The organism is Candidatus Leptovillus gracilis, assembly GCA_016716065.1.
GTDB classification, from domain to species: Bacteria; Chloroflexota; Anaerolineae; order Promineifilales; family Promineifilaceae; genus Leptovillus; species Leptovillus gracilis.
This window is the reverse complement of record JADJXA010000003.1, coordinates 139364-165023: the sequence shown is the minus strand read 5'-3', so window position 1 is coordinate 165023 and position 25660 is coordinate 139364. Positions and strand designations below refer to the sequence as shown.

26 protein-coding genes are annotated in these 25660 nt (G+C 57.5%); 14 read left to right on the top strand and 12 right to left on the bottom strand.

Annotated features, from left to right (window positions below; genetic code table 11):
* Positions 1-5: 5 nt before the first annotated feature.
* From IPM39_09625 to IPM39_09595, 7 genes are all read right to left on the bottom strand, one after another.
* Entirely contained in the window at positions 6-797 is a 792-nt protein-coding gene (locus IPM39_09625; protein MBK8986325.1) for an electron transfer flavoprotein subunit beta/FixA family protein, read from the bottom strand.
* Between the two features lie 18 nt (positions 798-815).
* Complete coding sequence (locus tag IPM39_09620; protein MBK8986324.1) at positions 816-1112, bottom strand: 4Fe-4S dicluster domain-containing protein; 297 nt, start codon at positions 1110-1112, stop codon at positions 816-818.
* On the bottom strand, positions 1109-2401 hold the full coding sequence (locus IPM39_09615) for an FAD-dependent oxidoreductase (GenBank protein MBK8986323.1): 1293 nt from the start codon (positions 2399-2401) through the stop codon (positions 1109-1111). The genes IPM39_09620 and IPM39_09615 overlap by 4 nt, the downstream gene beginning before the upstream one ends.
* A gap of 11 nt (positions 2402-2412) precedes the next feature.
* Positions 2413-3195 carry a cupin domain-containing protein gene (locus IPM39_09610; GenBank protein ID MBK8986322.1) on the bottom strand — a complete coding sequence of 261 codons (783 nt, stop codon included), beginning with the start codon at positions 3193-3195 and terminating at the stop codon, positions 2413-2415.
* 56 nt (positions 3196-3251) lie between these two features.
* Positions 3252-4634, bottom strand: a complete 1383-nt coding sequence (gene allB / locus IPM39_09605) for an allantoinase AllB (protein ID MBK8986321.1) — start codon at positions 4632-4634, stop codon at positions 3252-3254.
* An 88-nt stretch (positions 4635-4722) separates the two neighbouring features.
* Positions 4723-5676, bottom strand: coding sequence for a carbamate kinase (arcC, locus tag IPM39_09600; GenBank protein ID MBK8986320.1), 954 nt, complete (start codon positions 5674-5676; stop codon positions 4723-4725).
* A gap of 76 nt (positions 5677-5752) precedes the next feature.
* Positions 5753-6751, bottom strand: a complete 999-nt coding sequence (locus tag IPM39_09595) for an aspartate carbamoyltransferase (protein ID MBK8986319.1) — start codon at positions 6749-6751, stop codon at positions 5753-5755.
* A gap of 690 nt (positions 6752-7441) precedes the next feature.
* Between IPM39_09595 and IPM39_09590 the strand changes: the two genes are divergently transcribed.
* The 9 genes from IPM39_09590 to IPM39_09550 all read left to right on the top strand — a co-directional run bounded on the left by IPM39_09590 (position 7442) and on the right by IPM39_09550 (position 17792).
* Positions 7442-9724 (top strand): ABC transporter substrate-binding protein, encoded by a 2283-nt coding sequence (locus IPM39_09590; protein ID MBK8986318.1) that lies wholly within the window; start codon positions 7442-7444, stop codon positions 9722-9724.
* A gap of 130 nt (positions 9725-9854) precedes the next feature.
* Positions 9855-11432, top strand: a complete 1578-nt coding sequence (locus IPM39_09585; GenBank protein ID MBK8986317.1) for a sugar ABC transporter ATP-binding protein — start codon at positions 9855-9857, stop codon at positions 11430-11432.
* Positions 11429-12436, top strand: coding sequence for an ABC transporter permease (locus IPM39_09580; GenBank protein ID MBK8986316.1), 1008 nt, complete (start codon positions 11429-11431; stop codon positions 12434-12436). Before IPM39_09585 ends, IPM39_09580 begins: the two co-directional genes overlap by 4 nt.
* Before the next feature lie 65 nt (positions 12437-12501).
* Positions 12502-13437: an ABC transporter permease gene (locus IPM39_09575; protein MBK8986315.1), complete on the top strand. Its 936-nt coding sequence runs from the start codon at positions 12502-12504 to the stop codon at positions 13435-13437.
* A 24-nt stretch (positions 13438-13461) separates the two neighbouring features.
* On the top strand, positions 13462-14337 hold the full coding sequence (locus IPM39_09570) for a branched-chain amino acid ABC transporter permease (protein ID MBK8986314.1): 876 nt from the start codon (positions 13462-13464) through the stop codon (positions 14335-14337).
* Positions 14334-15386: a branched-chain amino acid ABC transporter permease gene (locus tag IPM39_09565; protein ID MBK8986313.1), complete on the top strand. Its 1053-nt coding sequence runs from the start codon at positions 14334-14336 to the stop codon at positions 15384-15386. The genes IPM39_09570 and IPM39_09565 overlap by 4 nt, the downstream gene beginning before the upstream one ends.
* Positions 15387-15486: 100 nt before the next feature.
* Entirely contained in the window at positions 15487-16218 is a 732-nt protein-coding gene (locus IPM39_09560; protein MBK8986312.1) for an ABC transporter ATP-binding protein, read from the top strand.
* Positions 16205-16912 carry an ABC transporter ATP-binding protein gene (locus tag IPM39_09555; GenBank protein MBK8986311.1) on the top strand — a complete coding sequence of 236 codons (708 nt, stop codon included), beginning with the start codon at positions 16205-16207 and terminating at the stop codon, positions 16910-16912. The genes IPM39_09560 and IPM39_09555 overlap by 14 nt, the downstream gene beginning before the upstream one ends.
* A gap of 121 nt (positions 16913-17033) precedes the next feature.
* Positions 17034-17792 (top strand): aspartate/glutamate racemase family protein, encoded by a 759-nt coding sequence (locus IPM39_09550; protein ID MBK8986310.1) that lies wholly within the window; start codon positions 17034-17036, stop codon positions 17790-17792.
* A 42-nt stretch (positions 17793-17834) separates the two neighbouring features.
* On the opposite strand, the gene IPM39_09545 is transcribed toward IPM39_09550, so the two are convergent.
* From IPM39_09545 to IPM39_09525, 5 genes are all read right to left on the bottom strand, one after another.
* A complete protein-coding gene (locus IPM39_09545) occupies positions 17835-18791 on the bottom strand; it encodes a hypothetical protein (protein MBK8986309.1) in 957 nt (318 codons plus the stop codon).
* Positions 18792-18819: 28 nt separating this feature from the next.
* Positions 18820-19023, bottom strand: coding sequence for a hypothetical protein (locus IPM39_09540; GenBank protein MBK8986308.1), 204 nt, complete (start codon positions 19021-19023; stop codon positions 18820-18822).
* 68 nt (positions 19024-19091) lie between these two features.
* Positions 19092-19850, bottom strand: a complete 759-nt coding sequence (locus IPM39_09535) for a hypothetical protein (protein ID MBK8986307.1) — start codon at positions 19848-19850, stop codon at positions 19092-19094.
* 207 nt (positions 19851-20057) lie between these two features.
* The gene (locus tag IPM39_09530; GenBank protein MBK8986306.1) at positions 20058-20282 is read right to left on the bottom strand and encodes a hypothetical protein; all 225 of its coding nucleotides are present in this window, start codon (positions 20280-20282) and stop codon (positions 20058-20060) included.
* Positions 20283-20403: 121 nt separating this feature from the next.
* Positions 20404-20718 (bottom strand): hypothetical protein, encoded by a 315-nt coding sequence (locus tag IPM39_09525; GenBank protein ID MBK8986305.1) that lies wholly within the window; start codon positions 20716-20718, stop codon positions 20404-20406.
* Between the two features lie 158 nt (positions 20719-20876).
* Between IPM39_09525 and IPM39_09520 the strand changes: the two genes are divergently transcribed.
* From IPM39_09520 to IPM39_09500, 5 genes are all read left to right on the top strand, one after another.
* A complete protein-coding gene (locus tag IPM39_09520; protein MBK8986304.1) occupies positions 20877-21365 on the top strand; it encodes a ribonuclease HI in 489 nt (162 codons plus the stop codon).
* Positions 21366-21368: 3 nt separating this feature from the next.
* Positions 21369-22094 carry a DUF4326 domain-containing protein gene (locus IPM39_09515; GenBank protein MBK8986303.1) on the top strand — a complete coding sequence of 242 codons (726 nt, stop codon included), beginning with the start codon at positions 21369-21371 and terminating at the stop codon, positions 22092-22094.
* Between the two features lie 128 nt (positions 22095-22222).
* Positions 22223-22549, top strand: coding sequence for a hypothetical protein (locus IPM39_09510; protein ID MBK8986302.1), 327 nt, complete (start codon positions 22223-22225; stop codon positions 22547-22549).
* Positions 22550-22654: 105 nt separating this feature from the next.
* Complete coding sequence (locus IPM39_09505; GenBank protein MBK8986301.1) at positions 22655-22852, top strand: hypothetical protein; 198 nt, start codon at positions 22655-22657, stop codon at positions 22850-22852.
* Between the two features lie 115 nt (positions 22853-22967).
* Positions 22968-25646 (top strand): hypothetical protein, encoded by a 2679-nt coding sequence (locus tag IPM39_09500; GenBank protein MBK8986300.1) that lies wholly within the window; start codon positions 22968-22970, stop codon positions 25644-25646.
* The last annotated feature ends 14 nt before the right edge of the window (positions 25647-25660 follow it).

Here is a 25660-nt window from a genome sequence, read left to right as displayed (position 1 = left end):
TGCTCCTATTCAGTGACGACCCGTTCGACCACCAGAGCGTCTAGCAGTTGATTGGCTAACGCGGCCATATCCTCGCCCTGGAACATCTGTTGTTTACGTTTGATCACGATGCCTTCTTGCGCGGTGCGGGTGACGCTTGCCCGCGCCTGAAGTTGTTCCGGCGTCAGGCCCAGGTCGGCTGCTACTTGCCAGACGGCCACCGGCTTTTTCTTGGCTTTCAGGGCGTCCATCAGGGTGGGGCGGCGCGGGGTGTTGGTTTCTTGTGTGACCGTCAGGACGAGCGGCAAATTACCTTCAACCCGCTGCATCCCACTGTCCAGGTCGCGGTCGGCGGTGATGGTTTCACCGGTCAGCGTGATGTTGCGGGCGTAGCCGAGCAGCGGCCAGCCCAGGCGCTCGGCTATGCGGGGGGGAATCTGGTAGCTTACGCCGTCGTCACTGGCTTCGCCGCAGACGACCAGGGTGACGTCGCCCAGTTTTTGCACGGCCGTTGCCAGAATCATCGCTGTCACCGCCGGGCCAGCGGCGGCCAAATCGGCGCTGTCAATGATGGTCAGGTCGTCCAGCCCCATGGCCATCGCTTCACGGAAGGCTTCGCGCGCGCCGGCTGGAGCAAGCGTTAAACCGTGAACGGTCGCGCCGGTGGCTTCTTTGAGGGTTACGGCCGTTTCCAGCACATTCTTATCAATCACGCCCACCCGCTGCGGCACACCGGTCAGGCGCAGCTCTTTCGTCGCCGGATCGACCTTCACTTCCGACACGTCGAATGAATACTTAATGCAAGCAACTATCTTCATTACCAGGCTCCTCAGGCCTTATCCATAGCGAAACACAATGCCAAACCCGCCTTGCGGTGGATTCCAGGTGATGCCGCCCTGTCCGCCCGTGTCACAAGCGATCTGGCAGGTGCCGCATTCCAGGCAGTTCTCGTAGCGGGCGACAATCTCGCCGTCTACGGCCACGTACACGGCCGCCGGGCAAACAGTCAGACATGGCCGTAACTGGCAGCGCAGACACAACGATTGATCCACCTGAATGTGGCTGTGTTCTTCGTCAATTTCGTATTTATCCAGCCCCAGACGGTCGTCCAGGCTCAGTTCGCGTGTACTCATCGGACCAATCCTCTCCCTATCTGCGCCATGTCTTTCAGCATTTGCCACAGCGTCAGTTCGTCGTGCATGTTGTCGCGCAGGGCGCGGTACGCTTTTTTGCCCGGCCGCGCCTTCACAGAAAACATGTCATCCATCACGCCGCTGATCAGATCGGGATACACGTTGAAGAGACGCTTGTTTTCCAGCAGCGCGTAAGTCTCTTTGAACGTCACCATGTCCTGGTACACGTCGGTTTGTTTGAAGAATTGTTCATAGGCCGCCAGCGATGCGCGGGAATAATCGCCTTTTTCTCTGGCCGCCAGAATCGCTTTGGCCGCTGCCGCCGCCGAAGCCACGGCCACGTCCATGCCGCGTAAGGTCATCACGTTGTTCAGCAGCAGACGGGCGGCGCTGCCGACGACTACGTAGCCATCCCCATACAACTGCGGGATGAGATGCACGCCGCCGCGATGAATGGCCTGGGCGGAGTATTCGACCACTTTGCCGCCATGAACCAGGCGGTTGATAAACGGGTGGGATTTAAATTCGTCCAGAATTTCGTGCGGCTGGCGCTGGCTCTTGTAGAGGGCGTCAATTTTGACGACCACACCCACCGACAGCGTTTCTTTGTTGGTATAGAGGAAACCACCGCCTTCTACACCGCCGGTGTGGCCGACGCAGGTGTAGGCCACGCCTTCATCGGCCGTCAGGCATTGGAAGCGGTTGGTGATGATTTCTTCCGGCAGGGCGATGACTTCTTTCACACCGATGGAGACATCCCCGGCATAAAAATCGTCGCGCAGCCCGGCCTGTTTGAGCAGTTGCGAGCGTGTGCCTTCGGCCACCACGACGACGTCGGCGAGTAAATCGTCGCCACCCGCGTGAATGCCGGTGACACGGCCGTTTTCCACCAGCAGTCTCTCTACCGTATAACCCGGCAGCAACATCGCCCCGGCATCTTCAGCCTGCTGCGCCATCCAGGGATCAAAGCAGGCGCGCAGCACGCTGTAGGCGTTGTGCGGTGTGTGGGTGGGGTCCAGGTCACGGTAATCCAGCGTAACCGACGTTTCCTGCCCCAGAAAAGCAATACTGTGGCCGACAATCGCCCGTTCCACCGGCGCGCTTTCCCAAAAGTTGGGGAACAACTCGTTGTAAATCTGGCTGAACAGCAGCGCGCCGGAGACATTTTTACTGCCTGGCGTCGCGCCGCGCTCAATCACCACCACCTGCATCCCGGCCTGCGCCAGCAGATAAGCGGCCGTCGCGCCCGCCGGCCCAGCGCCGACGACAATGGCGTCAAATTTTTCCATACCATCCATCCTTATAAACCGGCGGTGTAATCCCGGTTGATGTCTTTGTACAAAATGTAACGGCCTGTTTCCCAGCCGGTGGCGTAGAAGAACTGCGGGCAGTAGGGCGCCATGTAGATGTAGTCGTCTTTCTGCACTTCAATGTAGTCACCATTGAGGAAATAGACGCCACGGCCGTCCAGCATATACAGCCCATGCTCCATGATGTGCGATTCTACAAAGCTGAAGTAAATGCCGGGGTCAAAAATCAGCAGGTTGAAAGCCATGTCGTAGCCCAGTTCCGTGTCATAGGGGATGAGGTGCTTTTCGACGTAGGTATCTTCCGGCAGCGCGGGCACGTCTTGTTCGTTGGCGACGATGGGCGCGGGTACAGGGATACCGTCCACCGGCTCATAGCGCCGTCGCAGCCAGAGCATCCGCGTCAGCGTCTCGCCATTATTGTGTAAGGCAAAGCTGGATTGCGGCGGCAGCCAGGCGTAGCCGCCGGTGGTGAAGGCGTGGGCTGTGCCGTTCAGGGTGAACTGCACAGTCCCTTCGATGACGAAGAGAAAATGCTCGAAATTATCCTGAATGGGGTCAATCGTGCCACCGCCGGGCTGGATGAGCAGTTCGTGTTCGACGAAACGGGCGCCTAAAGCGGCCGTTGTCATTACCTGCACGACGGCATTCTGGAAATTGGGGATGGTACTCAATACACGCGCACCACGTGGCAAAATGGCGTACTGCCCCGGTTTGGTGATGGCGCGATTTCTTGTGGTTACGTCCGCGTCAACGGCAAGGACTCGTTTGGTCATGGGTTGTTCTCCGTTTTCTGGATTAGTTGGTTTGTATGGTTGGGTTGGCTGACAACCTAACCAACTTCATGTCGTTCTAATTTGTTGCGGCGCAAGAATTGGCCGTAACCGGGTTCGGCGCAGACACGGCCGTTCTCATACACCAGCTTCCCGCGCACCCACGTCTGCTCCACTTTGCCTTTGAACTGGCAGCCGACATAGGCGCTGTGCTTGTGTCTGTAGAATAAATCCTCCGCGGCCAGTTCCCATTCGGCGTCCAGGTCCACCACGACCAGGTCAGCATCCGCGCCCGGCAGCAGGCTACCCTTGCGCGGGTAGAGGCCAAAGATGCGCGCCGGATTGGCGGAGGTCAGGCGGACCAATTGTGGCAGGGTTAAACCCCGTTTGTGAACGCCTTCCGTCAACAGCACCGGCAGCAGGGTTTGCACGCCGCTGATGCCGCCCCATGCCTGCCAGATGTTGTCCAGGCCTGGTTCTTTGTCGGCCCAGGGGCAGGGGGAGTGGTCGGAGGCGATGGTGTCTACCAGGCCGCTCAGGACGCAGCACCACAGGGCTTCCACCTCGTCGCGGCTGCGCAGCGGCGGGGCGCATTTGGCCGCCGGGCCAATACGCACAAAATCCGCCTCATCGAAATAGAGGTAATGGGGGCAGGTTTCCACGGTGACGTGGACGCCTGCTTCTTTGGCTGCCTTCGCCGCGCGCATCCCTTCGGCCAGGGTGACGTGAACGACGTGCAAACGGCCGTTGGTCACGCCGGCCCAGTAAATCGCCCGCTTGAGCGCTTCCAGTTCGGCGGCCGGTGGGCGCGATTCATGCCAGGCCGCGCGGTCGGTACGGCCGTCGGCCCGCAATTCCCGGCCCAATAGCGCTGTCACATGCTCGTTTTCGGCGTGAACGGCCACCAGGGTGCCCAATCGGGCCGCCTCGCGCAGCCCGGCGTACAACACATCGTCGTCTATGCGGGCAAAATCTACGCCGCTGCTGCTCATGAAGCCCTTGAAGCCGATGACGCCGGCGGCGTGCATATCGGCCAGGTCGGTTACGTTGTTGTCTACCAGCCCGCCCCAGAGGGCATAATCCACCACCGCTTTGTGGAGAACGGCCGTTTGCTTGTGTTGCAAATGTTGCAGATTAATGGTCGGCGGGGTGGCGTTCAGCGGCATTTCCATGACGGTGGTAATGCCACCGGCGGCGGCGGCCATGCTGCCAGTGGTGTAGCCTTCCCAATGTTCGCGGCCAGGTTCGTTGAAGTGGACGTGGTCGTCTACCAGACCGGGCAAGACGATTTTGCCTTTCAGGTCAATTTCCTGGTGGGCGGCAACAGCCGTATCCCCACCAACCAACTGGGCAATCTTCCCACCCTGGATAACCATGCCGCCATAAAATTCACCGGTTTCTGTGATGAAACGGCCGTTCTTCAAGTACAAATCCGCCGCCATTTTTTTCGCTTTTCCCTTTTCCGTATACCGTAATCCGTAATCCGTATTCCGTTTACGGTATACGGTATACGGATTACGGATTACGGCTCTAAGCCACAATCGACGTCCCGGTCTCGCCGCGCAGCGCCCGCGAGATGTTGGGCGGGTCGGTGATGATGGCTTTTTTGCCGCCTCGTTCCAGGAACCAAATGCAGGCCTGAATCTTGGGAGCCATGCTGCCCTTGGCAAAGTGCGTGCCTTCGGCCAGATATTGTTTGGCTTCGGCCAGGGTGATGGTGTCCAGTGAGTGCTGGTTGGGTTTGCCAAAGTTGAGGGCTACTTTTTCAACGGCCGTGCTGATAATCAACAAATCCGCGTTCAACGCATTGCCCAACAGAGAAGTGGCATAATCCTTATCAATGACGGCCGCAATCCCTTTCAGCTTGCCGCTTTCATCGGCCACCACCGGAATGCCGCCACCGCCGACTGTAATCACGCACATCCCAGCGCTCATGAGGTTCTTGACCGCCGGTTCTTCGACCACACGCATGGGCAAAGGTGAGGGGACAACGCGCCGCCAGCCCCGGCCGGCGTCTTCGACCACGTCCCAACCATCTTTCTCCCGTCGGCTTTTCGCTTCGTCGGCGTCCATAAATGTGCCAATCGGCTTGGACGGGTTCTGGAAAGCGGGATCGTGACGGTCTACTTCCACCTGAGTCACCACGGTCGCCACGGCTTTATCAATGCCACGCTTCAGAAATTCGTTGTACAGCGCTTGCTGCAAGGCGTAACCGGTCGCGCCTTGTGTATCCGCGCCGCAAAAGTCCAGCGGAACTTCGTGTAACCCTTCCACCTTAAAGGCAATTTCCGACCGCCGCAGCACAAAACCAACCTGCGGGCCATTGCCATGCCCGATAGCTACTGTCCACCCCTGTTCAATCATGTCGGCGATATGAACGCAGGTGTCTTCCACAGCCCGGTATTGATCCGGGATAGATTGATGCTGTTTGTCCGCTATCAACGAATTGCCACCAATGGCGATGACGGCCAATCTCTCTTCCATTTAAATAACTCCTTTGTGGCGAGTAGCGAGTAGCGGGTAGCGGGCAAATTACTCGCTGCCTGCCACTTGCTACTTCTTAACCCAAAATGCTCGCCACCAGCGCCATACGAATCGAGACACTGTAGGCAATGGCTTCAAAATATTGTTGGCTGGGGGTGGTATCAATCCGCAGGTCCATTTCACCGGCGCGGCGCGGCAGTGTGTGGGTGACACAAATCACGCGCCCTTCTTCTTGCCGCACTTTTTCCAGCGTCTCGTGACGGACGTAGTAATGGTCCATCAGCTTCTTGAATTCTTCCGCTTCGGCCCCTTTGGGCGCGCTGCAACCGGGCAAGTAGATCAGGTCCATACCGGCCGCCATCTCATTAAAGCTGTCCTGGTTGAAATCGAACTCTTCGGTGACATCGCCGTTAACGGCCGTGATTTTTTCCATCACTCCGACGGGGATCCGGTTGGCTTTCGGGCTGGCCAACGTGACTTTGGCTCCCAGGCGAGCCAGGCCATAAGCCATGGAATGGCCGGTGCGCGCCGCTACCAGATCGGAACTGGCAATGCACACTTTCACCCCATCAATCCGACCTTGTGTGCGCCACAGGGTGTACAGGTCCAGCAGCGCCTGGGTTGGATGTTCCCAATGCCCAAAGCCACCGCTAATAACGGGCGACTCGGAGTAAGTGCAGGCGTCGCGGGCTTCGACGTCGTTGGGGTGGCGCAGCACAATCACGTTGGCGTATTTGGAAACGACCTTCATCATATCGGCCAGACTTTCCTCTTTGGCGGCCGACGAGGAGACCATCGGGTTGGCTTCCGTAATAACCATCCCACCCAGACGAGCCATCGCCGCCTCAAAGCTCATGCGGGTACGTGTGCTCGGCTGGAAAAAGAGCGCGGCCATCAGACTGCCGGGCAACAAATCAATTCGGGAGCGATTCCAGGGTTCCAAAGCCAGGGCCAGCTCGAACAAACCATAGATCTGTTCGTTATTCAGATCATTTATGGAGAGGAGACTTTGTCCCCGAAAGCCAATAGCATCAATCATGGCGTTAAGAGTTTTGATTTTAGTTGCTGTTTGCATGTATAGACCTTCCTCAATTTCGTTAACAAGAAACGGTTTTTTTACTGTCAACACTTCGCTGTTGTGAATGCTCAGGTAAAAGCAAGACGCCCGCCTGTAAGCAAAACGACTATGTGATATTTATCACAAAAGCTGTAAGGAGCGCATAAAGACCACATAAGGAAAGGGTAAAGTTTAGGACTGGCTGTGTTTTAAGAATGACATATTCCTTAGGAATTGAAGAGGCTCATACTGAGTAAGCAGATCTGCTACTTGTGTTTTTTAGCAACCCTTACGGATTCTTTATTCCTTCTTTATGTAATACTTATTGCGCTTGTGATAGGATTCACAAAGTAAATTGCAGGAAACTGGCACAAGCAGACCCCCTTAACGGCAAATTTCATCTATTGTCTTGCAACAGATGAACCGAAGCTCAAGGACGATAGGCTGTGACAGTTATGGGCAATGGATGAAAGAGAGTAGAGCGTCGCCCCCGAAAGTTAAGAAAAATAGGTGGTGACGATTATGTGAAGACTAGAATAAGGAGAAGATAAAATGAAGAAAGGATTGTGGATAGTTCTAACTTTTTTGTTGTTAATGGGATTGTTCGCTGGATGCTCTCAATCAGGCACAGATGGTTCGACCTCGGCCACAAGCGCTCCTGATTCATCATCAACCCCGGTTCAAGAGCCGGTTGGGGCTGCGGTTAGTGTGATTAAGGTCGGGGCGTTGTATCCGCTAACCGGCGCGGACGCTGGTTGGGCTGGCGATCCTTATATCAAATCGCATCAGTTGGCGATTGACGAGATTAATGCCGCCGGAGGCATTGCCTGTTTAGGTGGTGCAAAATTAGAATTGGTCAAAGGAGATACCCAGGGCAAAGCTGAGGTGGGTAACTCTGAAATGGAACGGCTCATCTCACAGGAAAAGGTTGTGGCGGTGATGGGGTCGGCGCTCAGTGGGACGACTCTACCGGCTTCGGAAATCGCGGAAAGGAATAGCGTACCCTATATTGTACCGAATGCGCTCGATGGTACGATTACAGATCGTGGCTTGAAGTATGTGTTCCAGACTGTTTCTACGTTACAGCAGTGGGGCATAGATAATACGGCCTGGGCCAAGGAGCAAGGGGCACAAACGGCCGTAATCACCGTCCCCAACTTTACCTTTGGCGCAGAAGTCGAAGAAGTATGGAAGCACGGGCTGGAAGAAGCTGGCATCGAACTCCTGGCTAGTTTTACTTATGAAGGTAATGCTCAGGACTTCACCGACACAATTTTGCGCGTGAAGCAACTCGACCCAGATGTCTGGTTTGCTTTAGGCAATAATCAGGCCCCCCAAATGGCTAAGCAGGCCAAAGAACAGGGCTACTATCCCAAGATGGGCATCATTTCTTTAGGCTCTGGTTTCGGCAGCACTTTCTTCTTGAACGAAGCTGGCATAGAAGTAGCAGATGGCATCATCGTGACACAAGATTTCGCCCCGGTGAGCAGCCTGAATGTAGACCCGGCCTTTATGCAGAAGTTCAAGGATTATACCGGTCAGGACCTGGGCGGTACATACAACACCACCTATGCGTCAACCTGGCTGTTGGCCGATGCTTTGGAAGCGGCGTGTTCGACTGATCCGAAAGTCGTGGCTGAAACGCTGCGCACCACTACCTTCACCGATGGCGCTGGTAAGTGGGGCTTTCAGTGGCCACAGGCTTCATTTGATGAACATGGCCGTCTCCGTGAATCCGCCTCAGTGATTGCCCAATGGCAAAACGGTCAAATGGTTGCCGTATGGCCGCCCGAATTGGCTGCCGCAACGGCCGTCTGGCCCGTGCCCGGTTGGGATGATCGCACCGGCCCGCTGACCGGCGAACCGATTGCTCAGGCTGCCCCGGAAACGACTGAAGAAGTCGCTTCCGAAGCTGGCGCTGGCATCATGGCCATTATCAACAGCCCGGAAGTGAATGAAGCCGCTCTGGCCTCCGATTACTCGCAGGCTATCCTGGCCGACGCCGCTACCATGGTAGACACGGCTGCTTACGCCAAAGAAGGCCCCTACGTCATCGCCGTTTCACAGCAAGACGCCAGCAATGGGTGGGGTAACACCTATAACCTGACGATGGCCGCTTATGGTGAAGAGCTGTTGGCCCAGGGTGTTTTGGCCAGTCCGCTGTTAACGGCCGTTACCAATGACGCCAACCAGCAAATCAGCGACATCGAAAACTTCATCGAACAACAGCCAGATGCGATTGTGGTGGAACCGCTCGGACGCGCTGCCTCGACCACCGTCATCAAGCGCGCCATTGACGCCGGTATTCCTGTTATTCTCTGCGCCAACGGCATTGAAGGAGATAACTTCACCGCTCGCGTGGATGTGGACTTTTACGAAGTAGCTTACAAGTCGGGCGTTGGTTTAGCCGAATTGATGGGCGGCGCCGGTAAAGTGGTCGTCTTCAACGGCATCGCCGGCGTGGACTCCACCGAAACCTGGCAGGCGGCGGCGTTGGATGCGCTAAGCAACTATCCAGGCATCGAAATCATCGCTACAGAATATGCCCAGTGGAACATCGCTACAGCGAAGCAGAAAATGGAAGCCATCATGGCTGCCAATCCGCAAATTGACGGCGTATGGGCCGGTGGTGGTGAAATGGCCCTGGGCGCAGCCCTGGCATTTGAAGACGCCGGCATCCAACCCCCCAAATTTGCCATGGTGAATGTGCCTAACGGTTTCCTCCGTCTGGCGCAAGAGCATAGCTACGAATTTGTTGGCTCGCCTGACCCGCCTTCGATGGCTAAGTATTGCCTGCAAACGGCCGTAGATATCCTTCAGGGCCGCGAAGTTTCCAAATTCATTAGTCTGCGCACCCTGATGGATGGCGCAGACCCCTACGACCACACCAATTTCGTCCAATGGTACGTTGCCCAACTGAATGACGACTTCATTCCACCCGCCACAGTTGACGTGTCCTACTACCTTTCCGGTGGTTTTGAACGGAAATAACTTTACCTTTCATTAAGCAACAAACCTGCCAGGGAGGATTTTCTGGCAGATTTGTTGCCACACCATCATTCAGCCAAACCGTCCGCTCACATTTTATTATAGACTTTATGTTAGCCCAATCGAGGATAACATGACAGTTCCCACTCCCATTGATTCCCCACAGACCGTACTGTCCCTCCAGGGAATCCACAAGCGATTCGGTGGCATCTATGCCCTATCGGGTGTTTCCTTCGATCTGCGGGCTGGCGAAGTCCATGCCCTGGTGGGGGAAAATGGCGCTGGCAAATCTACTCTCATCAAAACCATCACCGGCGCCTACGTGCCCGACGCCGGAAGCATCACCATTGGCGGCGTTGCATACGAAGGACTAACGCCGCAGCAGGCGCGCCAATTGGGCGTGGGCGTCGTCTACCAGGAGTTTAATCTACTGCCCGATATGTCGGCGGCGGAAAACATTTTCCTGTCCCGACCACCCACAAAGCGCTCCGGGCTGATTGATACGGCAGTGCGCACCCACCAAGCCTATGAATTACTGGAACGCCTGGGCGCTCACAAACACGTCAACCCTAACGAACTGGTCAGAAACCTCACCGTCGGCGAGCAGCAGATTGTGGAAATAGCCAAAGCACTGGCTCTCAATGCCCGCATCCTCATCATGGACGAGCCATCGGCCGTACTGCCCAGCCGCGACGTAGAGCGGCTCTATGAAGTTATCAAAGCGTTGCGTGAACAAGGTCACAGCATCGTCTACATCTCCCACCGTCTCAACGAGATTTTTGAACTGGCCGACCGCGTCACCGTCCTCAAAGACGGCCAAAGCATGGGCACGCAAAACATCACCGAAACCAACGATGCCGAACTCATCCGCCTGATGGTCGGCCGTGAGCTAACGGACATGTACCCCCCGTTCCACCACGAAACCGGCGATGTGCTGCTAGACATACGCGATCTAAGCATCGAAAACAGTGTCTTTAACGTCAGTTTTCAAGTGCGAAAAGGGGAAATCGTGGGTCTGGCAGGTTTAGGCGGTAGCGGTCGTACCACCATTGCCCGCGCCCTCGTCGGTCTGGCAAGAATCAACTCTGGAGAAGTGCTCTATTTCGGTCAGCCGGCCCGCATGACTACCGCCTGGGCAGCCCGCGCCGGCGTGGTACTAATTCCCGAAGACCGCAAATCCTTTGGTCTAATTCTGGATCAGAGCGTGCGTTTCAACATTACCTTACCCAACCTGCCCCAGCTTGAGCGCTGGCGCATGATCTTCAAACGTAATGAATGGGACCCGGTCGTCACCGCCATCAACGATTTGCAAGTAAAACCGGCCGATCCTGAACAAGCTGCCGGGAACCTCAGCGGTGGCAATCAACAAAAAGTCGTACTGGCAAAATGGTTGATGGCACGCCCCAAAGTGATCGTTTTTGACGAGCCAACGCGTGGCATAGATGTGGGCGCCAAAGCGGAAATTTATGCCCGAATGCGTGATCTGTCACAGCAGGGTGTGGGAATTATCATGGCTTCGTCAGACTTGCCAGAACTGTTGGGTATGAGCGATCGCATTGTGGTGCTACACGAAGGACGGATTGCCGGAGAACTGACGCGGGCAGAGGCCACTGAAGAAAGAATCATGCGCCTGGCGACGGCCACCAACGGCTCCAATGGTTTCGCGTCACCAGAAGCGCAAAGCGTATCGCAGGAGCAAAGCGAACCATGAGCATGACCTATAAAGAAGCCCGCATCACTACTCACAGCTTGCGTTCACAAAAATTGGCGACATTTTTGCGCAATAATGGCCCGGTACTGTTGATTTATGGCTTCATTATCCTCCTGGCCGGAACCGCATCCATCTATTCTGATAGATTCCTGACGGCTTCTAATCTCCTCAATATCCTGCGCCAATCCATCGTCTTGGGGCTGCTGGCGATTGGGCAAAGCCTGGTGTTGTTGACCGGCGGTATGGACATCTCCACTGAAATGGTCGCCCGGTTGGTGGGACTGGTAGTGGCGACGATTTTTGCTGCCAACGCCGGTAATCCGGCCCTGATAGTGCCGCTCGTCATCCTGGGAGTTCTGATGGGCGCCGTGCTGGGCGGATTGAATGGCCTATTAATTACCCGCACCCACGCTGTACCCTTCATCATCACCTTTGGTATCGCCTTCATCCTGCGTGGTATCAATTTAGCTATCTCCACTACGCCCATTCGTGGCATTCCCGATGCCTATCTGGCCGTTTATGATGCCAAGATCGGCATTGTGCCGGTGAACGTCATTGTGATGGGGTTAGTCTGGTATTGCGTCTGGTTGTTTACCACCCGCTCGCGCCTGGGCCGTAATATCTACGCGGTAGGCGGTTCGGAACGTATCGCCAGACTATCGGCTATTCGCGTGAACCGGACAGTGATGATGGCATATGTACTGAGTTCGGTTTTTGCGGCGCTGGCCGGATTGTTTTTGCTTTCGCGGACCGGCGTAGGCGACCCCAGCGCGGCCGAGGGTATGACATTTCAGTCCATTGTCGCCGCGGCTGTGGGCGGCATCAGCCTGTATGGCGGCCGAGGTTCCGTTCTGGGGACATTAGGCGGCGTGCTGCTGCTGACGCTACTGTCGAATTTCTTCAATTTGATGCAAGTCAACATTTTTTACCAACAACTGCTGTTGGGCGCGATTGTTCTAGTTGCCGTAGCGGCGTATAAGACAAAATCATTGGGATCGTCATGAAAGCCATAGCCATAAAATCAGTGGGATCAGGTAGGTTTTCGAGCTTTCGCCCTTCGCCGCGTTTTGTGCGGGGCATAGACCTGGCGGGCCAATGGGCGGCGCCAATTGTGATTGTATTGGTGCTGATTGTCGCGGCCGTGTTTGCCCCTGCCTTTTTTAACCCAGCGAATCTGAGGTCGGTATCTATTCAGATCGCTGTCTTGGGTGTGGTAGCTATTGGTCAGACGTTGGTGTTATTGAATCGTTCGATTGATATGTCGGTGAGCGCGGTATTGGCGTTGGGCGCAGTCATTGTGGTGCAAACGGAGGCCGGTAATTCGATTGGTGTCTCGCTGCTGCAAGCGTTGGGCGTAGCGGCGTTGATTGGGCTGGCGAATGGCTTCCTGGTCGCCAAACGACACGTGCCGCCCTTTGTGGCGACGTTTGGCATGTTGGTGTTCGTGCAAGGGGCGCGTCTGGCGTATACCAAAGGGCAAGCCAGCGGCACTGTGCCGGGTTTGCTGCGGGCCATTAGCATTGAACCGTTAGGGCCTGTGCCGGCCGCACTGGTCGTCTGGCTAGTAATCAATGCGATTGTGATTTTTACGCTGCGGTATACGCGCATCGGCCGTTGGGTGTATGCGGTGGGCGGCAATCCAGGGGCAGCGCGATATGCCGGTATCAACGTAGATTTGGTTTTAATTGGCGCGCACGTAGTGTGCTCGGTGTTTGCCATCTTAGGCGGTTTGTTGTTAAGCGGTTATATTGGGTATGTAGATTTGCGTCTCGGCGCGGACTATAACATGAATTCGATTGCCGCGGCCGTTGTCGGCGGTACGACGTTTTCCGGGGGAAAGGGTAATTTATTTGGCACGGCGGCTGGCGTGGCCTTGCTGGTGATGTTGTTGAATCTGGTGGTTGTCTTAGGTCTGTCCATTCATTGGCAATATGCAATGCAGGGTGCAGTATTGGTGCTGGCGACGGCCTTGCAGGGCTTCCGCCAATTCCTCTTGAGTCGTTGAGACTACTTTCCGCGGAGGTATTTCATGAGCCTGGAGATATTTTTCCAAACCATCGTGAATGGTTTGTTTACCGGGGCAATTTATGCGTTGGTAGCTATCGGTCTGACGTTGATTTATGGCGTGATGATCATCCTCAATTTTGCACATGGCGAGTTCTTGATGTTGGGGATGTATGTGGCGTATGGCGCGTTTACCTTGTTTGGCCTGGATCCGTATCTGTCTATACCGATTGCTGCCTTGTTGGTCTTTGCGCTGGGCGCATTGATTCAGGCGGGACTGGTGCAGCGGGTGTTGGATGCGCATCCACTGAACCAGATTATTCTGCTGCTTGGCGTCTCGACGCTGATCATTGGCCTGGTGCAGTTCTTTTTAACGGCCGAACCGAAGGTGGTGCGTGTGCCGTATGAAACGGCCGTTTTCACCATCAAAGGCTTACGCTTCAGCATCCCGCGCACGATAGCCTTCTTTTCAGCCATGGTCAGCTCGCTGCTGCTCTATCTATTTTTGCAGAAAACGCGCACTGGCACAGCCATCCGCGCCGTGTCGCAGTCGCGTCCGGCGGCGTTGCTGATGGGTATCAACGTGAAATATATCTATTGGCTGACATTTGGGTTGGGAGCGGCCGTTACTGCCATCGGCGGCGTGCTGCTAACCCCCAACTACCGCATGATCCCCACCGTTGGTCAGAGCTTCTCCGTCGTCGCCTTTGTCGTCGTCGTATTAGGCACTATGGGCAACTTCATCGGCGCTTTTGTCGGCGGTCTCATCATTGGCATTGTCGAAGCCTTCGCCGGTTTCTATCTAGGCGGCGACGTCAAAATTATCGCCAGTATGCTCGTCTTCATCCTGATCTTGCTTTTCAAACCGACCGGTCTCTTTGGAGGCAAAAAAGGCTTATGACCACCACGCCCATTTCCCCTCACGGCAGCCGCCTGGGACTGCGCCGCATCTTACTCGATTGGGATAAAACCCAATTGTTGATCAGTTTTGTTATTCTGGGCTTGATAGCCCTTGCCCCGCTCTTCATCAAGTCCCCCTACTACATGGGCATCGTCATCCTGACCACGCTGTACATCTTCACCGGCATCTCCTGGAATATCGTCGCTGGTTTTGCCGGGCAATTGCTCATCGCCCACATCATCTTTCTGGCGGTGGGCGCATACACAACCATCGTGTTGTACGACACGTATGGCGTCTCGCCCTGGATTGGTATCTGGCTCAGCGGCGTCACGGCCGCATTGTTGGGACTGGCTGTGGCCTTCATCACCATGCGCTACGGATTAAAAATGGACTATTTCGCCCTGTTCACCATTGCCTTAATGGTGGCGATGAAGACCTTGTTCCTCAAGTGGGACTTTGTTGGCGGCGCGGTGGGCATGGGGCTGTCGCTGAGCGACCCCGGCTTTAGCAAGATGATCTTTGACTCCAAAACGCCTTACCTTTACATTGCCTTGAGTCTGACCCTCCTGGGCGTCATCGTTCAGTACCTCATTTACCAGTCCAAGATGGGCAAATACTTCATGGCGATTCGGGAGGACGAAGCGGCCGCCGCCGCGTTGGGCGTCAATACTTCGCTTTACAAGACGCTGGCGCTGGTCATCGGCGCGGCGATGGCCGGGATTGGCGGTGGTTTTTACGTGATGTATGTCACTTTTGTGGAGCCACCGCAGGTATTTGATCTGGGGCTGAATGTGGAAATCATCATGGCCGCGCCGATTATCGGCGGATTGGGCAGTCTTGCCGGGCCGGTGCTGGGCGGTATCCTCAACAAGCCGCTGGCCGAGTTTATTCGCGGTACGCTGTCGGCCGGACGCAGCGGCACAACGCTCATCGTCTACGGCGCATTTCTGATAGTCGCTATTTTGTTCATGCCCCGCGGCGTGACTGGCGTGTTTCACAGCCTGTATTTGCGCTTACGGCAGCGGTTTGTAGACGGCCGTAATCCGTAAGCCGTAGACCGTAATCCGTAAAGCGAGTAAAAATACTATCGTCACCTTTAGTCTGTGTAATCTGTGTAATCTTTGATAAACCACTCTGGAAAAAAAAGAGATGAGTATTCTCACAGTTGAAAATATCACCAAACGATTTGGCGGGTTGGTAGCCGTGCATAATCTGAGCCTGAACGTGGAAAATGGCGAGATTCTGGGCATGATTGGCCCCAACGGCGCGGGCAAAACCACCGCCTTTAATATGATCTCTGGCTATTACCGGCCGGATGAAGGCCGGGTTGTATTTGATGGGCACGACGTCACCGGTCGCCGGCCGGATCAAATCTGCAAATTGGGATTGGCGCGCACGTTCCAGGTGGTCAAGCCCTTCCCGCAGCTCAGCGTGCTAGATAACGTCATTGTAGGAGCCTACAATCGGACCAACGACAAACAAGAAGCCCGCCAACGGGCGCAAGACGTGATCAAGTTCCTGGACATGACGGATATGGCTGGACAATTGGCGGGCAGCCTCTCTGTCGTTGGTCGTAAACGGCTGGAAATCGCCAAAGCGCTGGCGACCGAACCCAAGATGATCCTGCTGGACGAGGCCATGGCCGGGCTGCGGCCGGTTGAAACCGACATGATGATCGAGTTGGTGCGTCAGATTAGCCAACAAAATATTGCCTTGCTGCTAGTGGAGCACGTGATGCGCGTCATTATGTCTCTGGCGGATCGTATCGTCGTCATCCATCATGGCGAGATGATTGCGCAGGGTGAGCCGCAGCAAGTTGTGCGCGACAAAGCGGTGATTGACGCTTACCTGGGCGAGGAGGTCGTGGATGTTACGGGTTAAAAACATTGACGTGGCATATGGCGACGTTCAGGTTTTGTATGACGTTTCTCTGGACATTGCACAAGGCGAACTGGTCGCGGTGATTGGCGCAAATGGCGCAGGTAAGACGACCTTGCTGCGGGCAATTTCCGGCGTCTTGAAGCCGCGGAAAGGCTCTATCCATTTTCAGGACAAGACCATCAGTGAACAAGCGCCCAATAAAACGGTCGGCGCTGGCGTCGTACAGGTTCCCGAAGGGCGATTGCTCTTTCCTGATATGTCGGTGCTTGAAAACTTAAAGATGGGCGCTTTCCTTACCAAAAGCAAGGAGACCATCGCCCAGCGGTTGGAGTCGGTGTATGTGATGTTTCCACGGTTAAAAGAGCGCCAGAAGCAGTCGGCTGGTACACTGTCTGGCGGGGAACAGCAAATGTTGGCGATAGGCCGGGGGCTGATGGCCGGGCCGACGCTGCTGATGATGGACGAACCGTCGTTGGGTCTTTCGCCGAAGCTGGTGCAGCAGGTGTTTGCCCTGACGCAGCAAATCAACAAAGAGCTGGGCGTGACGGTGCTGCTGGTGGAGCAGAACGTGCGTCTGTCGTGCGAGATTTCTAACCGGGCGTTTGTGCTGGAAAACGGCCGTATCGCCCTGGAAGGTCCCGGCGCAGAAATGCTGGCCAACGACCACGTGCGCCGCGCCTACCTGGGCTTGTAAGTTGAGATTTTTACCGCGGAGAGCGCGGAGGACGCGGAGATGTTCTCTGGCATAACCTCCGCGCTCCCGCGTTCTCCGCGGTTAGATTCTTTTTGTTAGCCAACCGAAGATTGTGAAAGTTATGCGAATTCTATTCATCAACCCCAACACATCGGCCAGCTTCACAGCCAAAATTCAGACCATCGCCGAACAACATGCCTTGCCTACCACCGAAGTGGTTGCCCTGAATCCGACGGCCGGTCCACGCTCCATCGAGTGCATCTACGACGAACTGCTCAGCGCTGCCGGTACACTGGAAGTAGCTATTACACATCTGGATGATTTCGACGCACTGGTAATCGCTTGCTACAGTGACCACCCGACCATTTATGCACTACGGGAAATCACCGACAAGCCGGTGATGGGCATCGCCGAAGCGTCTATGCTAACGGCGTGTATGCTGGGTCACAAGTTCAGTGTAGTGACGACCAACCGGGAGTGGGAACCACTATTAAGCGATGCGGTGCGCCATTACGGGCTGGCGCAGCGGTGCGCGTCGGTGCGTTCGACGGGCATGGCGGTGCTGACATTAGAAACGGCCGTGCCCGAACACACCGACGCGCTCATCATTCAGGCTGCGCGCATGGCCGTTGAACAAGACGGCGCCGACGTGATTTGCCTGGGCTGCGCCGGCATGGCCGGACTGGACAAAAAAGTTACTGCCGTCTTGCACGTCCCGGTCGTAGATGGCGTGGTCAGCGCCCTGAAGTTGTTGGAAGGAGTGGCGGCTGCCGGTTTACGCACCAGTAAACGGTTGGCCTATGCCCAACCCCAGTACAAACAGTTGGATAATCTGCCGGAGGTTTTTGCACGGCCGTATCAAAAAACAACAGTAAGGTAAGTGCACCGAACTCGATAAGCGCCAATTCACCCTTACCCCCGGTTACAAGACAGTCTGACTGCTGGCCGTAAAGCCAAAGTGCCGCAACACGCGCAGCGCCCGCAGCGTATTCCAACGACTGGGCTGACCGGGGCTTTCCATGTCGAAATGGGTCTGGCCGGAATGTTTGGCCTGGAGGGACCAGGTTCCATCTTTGCGCCGTTTTTGCCGCAAGACATCCAGCGCATCCTGCATCCGGGGATCGTAAGCCGCACCGACGCTCCGAAAATAATCCAGCGCCCGCAGGGTGTCGTAAAACCAGCGCGACGGGTAGGATAGCATAAGAAAGCGGGGGTTGATAACCGCGCCGGTGCGGTCGGAGCGGTACAGCCGGTGCAGTAGAATGAATTCCTGTGCCTGACGGGCAATGCTCCCCAACTCGGCGGCGCGATACGGATACCCCTGGGCCAGATACTCAGCAATCCCCTCAAGTACCGAGAGGGTTGAATGCAGTGAACTGTGAACGGCCCCCTGCTGGTTAGACTGGCAGTTAAAGCCGCCATCAGTCATTTGTGCCCCAATCAAGAAGTCCACGATGGCGTGGAGCGACTCGGCCGGCATCCTGAAGTAGGCAGCGTAGTTGAGGAACATGCCGTTGACGCAGATGTCACTGTTTTCAATAGTTTTTGCCGGGTTGACGCCGCCATCGGCCGATTTGTGGTGCGCCAGGATATGGCTGATGCTGGCGCGGATTGTCGCCTGGTCAGGTTCGATACCGAGATGCTTCAGGTCAAGCAGCGTGTAATGGGTCGAAATCCACTTCGGTTGGTAAAATCCCCGGCCCCAATGGCCTGCTGGCTGGCGAGCGACCAGGAATTGTGCCCCCCACCCTTCGGTGGCGATGCGGGCGCGTAAATCGGGGCGATCTTCATCCAGTAGATCGCGGTAAACCTGGTATTGAATGGCGACATCGCCCGCCAACAGCCAGTTAAGGAGGTCGTTGGGAATGGGGTCAGGCATCATGGCAGTTCCTTCGTTCCAGTAAAAGTCAGCGAACAAACGGTGACGGTAAGTTCTTACACAAAACGCCGGCCTTTGCGGGCGACGGCCGTGCCCCGGCGGTGCGGATGGCCGTGTCCAACACCTCACCATAACCGACGAAGGGGAAATCCTGGCCGCCGGCGGCGACGGCCGTATCATACTGCGCCGCCCAGGCATCAAAAAGGGTCACTCGCTTTGCTTGTTGGGTCATGTTGGGAACGGGCAGAACCTCTGCTGTAAACCAACCGGCGGCCGACGCTCCTGATAAGCCGATGGGACTTACTCTGTATCCGGCCAATCGCCGAATTCCCTGCGCAAGACGTGCCGGCCAAGTTCTTCATCGTCCATTGCCAAAATCCGGTCAATCGTGCCCTGTTTCAACTCGGCCAACAAGTCGAGGATCGCCAGATTGAGATCCCGCAGCACCGCCAGTTTGGTGAGCAAATCGTTGACCTGGAAGCGCTGCGCTTCGGTCAAAGGCTCGGCCAGCCACCAGCGCATCTGCTGTTCGTGCAAGGCGATGTCTTCCAACTGCGCCTGATACAACCGCAGCGCCCGGTCAACAATCGCGTCATCCAGCACATGGGGTTTGGGTCTGGCTTCCAGGAAGGAGGCATACTGCTCCTCGGTGTTTTGCAGCGTGCCCAGGATCATCTCGGTGAAGAAAGGCAGCATGTCAATCGCGTGGCGGATTTGCTGTTGTTTGGCAGCCTGACGTTTGGGCTTGGGTTTCAGCACCCGGGCTTTCTTGGGTTTGTCCTGGTTATCCGGCAGCGGCGCGTCCGAGGGAACCTCGATGACGCCGTCGGCGATGGCCTGGGCCAGACGTTCCAGCAAGTTGGCGAAGCGGTAGAAGCCATCATAACGCTGAGCCAGCAGGGTCATTTCCAGCCTGGTGCAGGTGTCCAGCAGCTGCTTGAAGGGGTCCATGTAGGCGTGCATCCCTTCAAGGATCTGCTCGTCGCCGCCGCCATTGCTCAGGACAGATAGCACCCAGGTGTCAATCGCTTCGGCCAGATGTACTTTTTCTGCGTTCATAAGACCTTCCATGCGCTGTGGTTGAATGGCACAAAGATAGCCGACGGCCGTCATCTGTGCCAACTTTGAAAAGAGAAACGTCGAACTGCTCCCGGCGAAAACGGCCGTTGGGAATAGTCAATGGTTAACGGGAGAGGGTCTGACAATCCTTGCAATCCATTATCATAATCGTTGGCTTCCACGAGCGTCGCCGCCAACGGCCGTTCCTCACCCTTCACCCATCCCCGGACAATCGCGGGCAAAAGCCACCAGCAGCGTTGTGTAGCCGGCCTGAACCTTCTCGCCGCAGCGGGTGCAGGTCGTTTCGCTGACAAAAAGACCTGTTTGGTTGACGCGCCGCCAGGGAGCTAAGCGATGGCCGCCGGCCGCTGCCCGCTCCTCGGCTTCTTGGATATGACGTTGTAATTCGGCCCGTTCTCGTTCGTCAGCCATGAATGTCTGCCTTGTTGTAGTAGGATGACGGCCGGGGGGAATGGTCAATGGTCAACTGTCAATTGTCAACGGGGGAGGCGGCGTTTTGGTTACTCTCGGCGCCAGTCGTAGGACCCCCGCATCATTGGCGCAGGTTGTACCCGTGAACGGCTGACAGGGCAGGGATATAAACCACCTGACATCTGTCTACTTTCACCATAACGGCTGTTATCCCATCCCCGTAAAAATCTATATCTCGCTGGTCCACCGGGACCCGCGCTTTGTCGCCCTCATGGTTCACCTGCCCCTCGGCTCGTATTAGGTTCTGATAACCGAGGATTATAGGATGCGATGTCGTCGCCTGCCACTGCCCGGAGAGCCGGAGAACGGCCGTCACCACCATCGCTGCTAAACGACCCGGGACGCCCCCCACCCTGGTGTGGCTGTCGGCCGTCAACTGCCGTCTCCTCAACGCACCCCTATGCGAAGCACTCGTTCTCTTTGTTGCAGCTTGTTCGGGTCATTCCAGACAAAACAGCCTACGGCTGTAGGTGGGTGAGAACGGGCTGGCATTGGGCCGGTCCGACAAACCCAATCTAACCGGAGGTAGATGAGATGACGATGACAGCAGTTTCTTTATTCGTAGACGGCAGCTGCCGCGGTAATCCTGGGCCAGGCGGTTACTGCGCGATTATGCAGGCTGGCAGCCAGGAAAAGGTGCTGGTGGACGGGGCCGACGAAACCACCAACAACCGCATGGAACTAACGGCCGTATTAGCTGGTTTGGAAGCCCTCAAACGGCCGTGCGCCGTCACCGTGTTCACCGATAGCCAGTACGCAGCCAACATTCTAAAAGACTGCACTGAGCGCAGCCGGAGTGGCAGCAAAGCTAAAGCCAACCTGGACCTGGTGCAGCGGGTGCGGATAGCGGCAGCCCGACACGCGGTCACGGCGCAGTGGGTTGCCGGACACAGCGGGCATGACCTCAACGAGCGGTGCGACCGGTTGGCCTATGCCGAAGCGACGCGGCGGCTGAAAGGCGCTTCGGCGATGCTTAGCACAGGCGCTTCGGCGGCGTGTACAGCCGGCGTGCAGGAGGTGTAACCCATGTGCCAGGTTATCAACTTCAAGCAGTATGGCTCAGTGACGGCGTTGAACCAGGCGTTTGGCGACCGTTGGGTCTACATCGGCCGAGGCAACACCGCTGATGGGCTGGCGCACTCCCCCCTGGGCAACCCATTCAAGGTCAAGGACTACGGCGGGCAGCGAGGGGCGACGCTGGAGGATTACCGGCATTGGCTGTGGGGGCGGATGCAGGCGGGCGACGAAGCGGTTTTGGGCGCGCTGCGAGCGATTGACGCTGACATGGCGCTGGTCTGTTGGTGCAAGCCGGAACCATGTCACGGGGATGTGGTCAAAGTGGCGGCGCGGTGGCTGCGGGCACAGTCACCGGCGGCGTTACCGCGGGTGGCTTTTGTCAGCGGGCATCGAGATTTAACCGAGGCCGAGTTCACCCGGCATTACCACCCGCGGCTGGATAAAGCGATAGCCGCCGGTCATGTGTTTGTCGTGGGCGACGCGCCAGGAGCAGACGCCCAGACCCAGGCATACCTGTCTGGCGCAATTTCGCCGGAGCGGGTAACTGTCTACCACGCCGGTCGCCGGCCGCGTTACTGCGCCGATGGGTTTGTCGCCCGTGGCGGTTATGCCAACCAGTCGGCCAAAGACGCGGCGATGACGGCCGTTTCGGGTGACGACATTGCCTGGGTGCGACCGGGCAGGGAAAGGTCAGGCACAGCCGGCAATCTGGCGCGGCGTTTGTTGGTGCGTTAGCGCGTTTGTTCATTCTGTGGTTGGGTGCGGCTGTTTCAGCTTCACTCAGCGCCGGCCGCTGCCTGCTAACCGGGTAACGGCCGTTTTGTATTCCCATTCTAATCGTGCAGCGAAAGGAGAAAATCTTAATGTTGACCGAACGAATCTTCAATCTCATCATCCGCCTGATGGCCTGCGGGTGGGCGTCTAGGTACGACGAACACCACAGCCCCTACGAAGACGCCTGCCTGGCCCGCCTCGGCCCCTTCCGCCTCAGCGCCAACTACTGCTTCGTCCTCGACCACCAGGACGCGAGCGTCAGCCTGACGCTGCCCCTGCCCGGCGGCAAGCTGCATCTCAGTTACACCATCTGCCTGGGCGAGGAGCCGATACGGCAATCTGGCTGGGCCGCGTGGTGGCAGCGGCCGTACCGCCCCACCCCGCCGACAGCGCCGGCCGACGAGTTCACCCTGTAAGCGTAACGGCCGTTCGGCCACTGCTGTAATCGCGCTCTATATAAATAGGAAGAGAGGCAGTCCACCGTGGGTTGCCTCTTTGCGTTTCTAGCTAAGGAGGATTTCATGAACCAACCAGACCCCCAGAAAGCGATTTATCTCCAGCCCAACCAGCAGCGCGTACCGGGCGAACGGCGCAGCCCGAAGCCGGCCAAAACCCAACCACAATGGGAAGCCCACCAGAGCGACCAGGCGCTCGACGCCTGGGGCGTGGCCCTGCGCGAGATGCGCCGCACCGGCCAATGGGGAGGAAGTGAAAGCTAGAGCGAGAGCGAGAGGAAGAGGCAGGGTGACGTCCTGGTTCTTTCTCTGGCTCTGCTCTAGTTCCCAATCCTGTTCCCGCTCTTTTCTTACTCTAGCTCTAGCTCATAAGGAGAAAATGATGACAACCATTCGTTTTGACGATAACCGTGGTGGTTTAGCGTATCCGTTCCTGCCGGCCGATAAGGCGTGGCAAATTACTGCTCATTCCTTGAGTGACGAGGCCGCCCTTGCCGACATTTTCCAGGCTCCCAGCCCGGCACTTCGCTGGGTGAAGGACGACAAGGTGTTGGATTTGCACGTGCCAGGGCTGGACACGGCCGACTTCCTGGCCGATGCCGGTCTGAAACTCTTGCTGGACAAGGGCGGCTACGTCCTGTCCAAACGGCTGTCGCGCATCATGCGGCCGTTTCGCTATTGGGGCTTTTTCGCCGACAGCGACATTACCATCGAGTACAACCCTTCGTTGGACGGCCGTCTGTGGGACGGCAGCGGTCAGGTCAGCCGGGGCTTTATCCAGCGCCTGGCTGATGCGCTGTATCCTTCGACAGGCTCAGGACAAGGACTTGACGAACGCCACCGGCGGGAACTGCTCGCCGCCAACCGCTTCGAGGTGACGACGCTGCACAGCGGCGGGCAGGATAAGGGGCACGTTTACGTCGTAGACAGCCTCACCGTAGACTTCCTGTTTCCAACCGGCAGCGCCAAACAAGAACTGTCCCTGGTAGACCCTTCGGGGGACTCAGGGCAGGCTTCCCGGACCTTCATCGGCCTGCACCCCGTCCACAGCGCCGACCAAATGAGCCTGGACATCCAGAGCCTCATCAACCTCTATCCGTTCTTCCAGCCGGAACACCTGCTGGCCTGGACGGCGATGGAGAGCAGCCTGTTCCTGACCAGCATCCGCGACGGCCGTTTAGACAGCATCCTCGACCGCCTGACCACCGCCAACACCGCCGAGGCGCTGGATTCCCTGGCCGACTGGCACGTCGGCGAGTACGTCGCCAGCGGTGGCCGCCTGATGTGGTTCGCGGGCATGGTCAAGGCCGCCGCTGGGCAGCATCTCAAGCGGTTGGGCAGCCGGGCGAGCAAACTGCGTCTGCCCATTCCCGGCGGCCGCTACTACCTCTTCCCGGCGGCCGTCGGCGACCGCGATGTGCCACCCGGCCACGTCGAGTTAGACCCGGCCGGCGCTACCGCCTGGGTCAACGACGCCGACTGGCTGGAGACCATCGTAGACGTATTGGGCGGCTGCGATGGCGACGACGCGGCCTGGGTCTTCCCATTCGCCGACGCCAGCGACGGCCGTCAGCCGAGACTCCTCCTCTGGCGCAGCCCCAACCAGGTCGGTGAATACGTCCTCTTGCGGCCGACGGCGGCCAGCCACCCTATCGCCTGGGCCACGCCCGATGGCCCATTGACCTGTCCGGTCATGTCCAGCCACCGGCTGCCGCCGCGCATTGACCACCTCGCCACCCAATACGGCACGCTCGCGGCGACAGACGACACGGGAGAAACCAATCTCGCTTACACCATTGCCGCCATGACGCCCACCATCCGACAGGCGGCGGCCAACCGGGGGGTGCTGGGCAGCTTCTGCAACGTGATGATGCTCTGCAAAGCTGTCTACGGCCGTTTGCCCGACCAGCTTCCGGCGACGTTGGAGGCGGTAATTGACGGCAGCGTCAAGAGCGGACTGGATCTGACCCCCGTCCGGCAGTGGAACGAGATGGCCCTGCGGCGCATGGCGCAGCACGGGCTGGTCAATCCCCACCGGCTGCTGCCGGAAACGCTGCTCGACCGGCTGCCAGACTGGTTGCGCCAGACAGCGCGCGAGGCGCGGCAGCAGGCAGCGGCCGCCGGTCAACTGCACCCCCACTGGCTGGACACCTTAAGCGCGGCCATCGAAGCCCACAAGGCGCAGTACCAGGCCGAAGTGGCGGCGCTGGCGTGCGAGGCGTGTCCGCCGCTGGCGCTGTTCGAGCAAGGCCGGAAGTGGCTGGCGGTGGGCAAGGAGCTGCGCCAGGTCTACAGCCGGGCTATCCGGCAGGCGCTGGCCGAGGGTCGCGGCGCTGACGACTTCTTCTGGTCGGGTGACGAGGCTGAGGATGGCGATACGGCCGTTGCCGAAACCCTCTACCAGGCGGCGCGGCAGGCCAGTGAAGCCTATCTGGCGCAGTGGCCGGCGGCGCAACGGCCGTTTGTCCTGCTCGGCGCGGCGGCCTACCTCTACATTCACGGGCCGGAAGCAGGCGCGCCGGTACGCGATGGGCTGCTCTGGCAGTTGGGCGAGAAACACCCGTCCGGTCCGGGCCGTGAACCGGGTCTGGCCCAGACGATGTTGGCGGCGCTGCGGCAGAGTGGGCTGCTGGGCGAACCGGTCTGGACGACGGCCGGGGCGGTACTCCAGTACCATGAGGAACCGATGGCGCGGCGTGCTGGCGTGCCGGTACGCATCAACGGAACGTGGCTCAATCTGCTTAACGCCACCGGCCCAAAGCAGTACACCCGCATGGGCGATGTACCGTCGGCCATGCGGGAACAGGCCAAAGCACTTATCGCCGACTACGCGGCAACGAAGTTCCAGGGGATGGCGCTGACAACGGCCGTCACCGACGACAACCGTGTCATTACCCGCACGCCACGCGGCAACCTCTTTGGCTACGTGCAGCGCGACCACGAATTGGCGGCCATCCGCCACGACCAATGGCGCATCGCCTGGGCGACGGCGGTGGATGGCAACGTGTTGGCCGTACTCGTACCAATTGCGGATTGCGGATTTCGGATTGCGGAATGAAGAGAGGCCTCTCC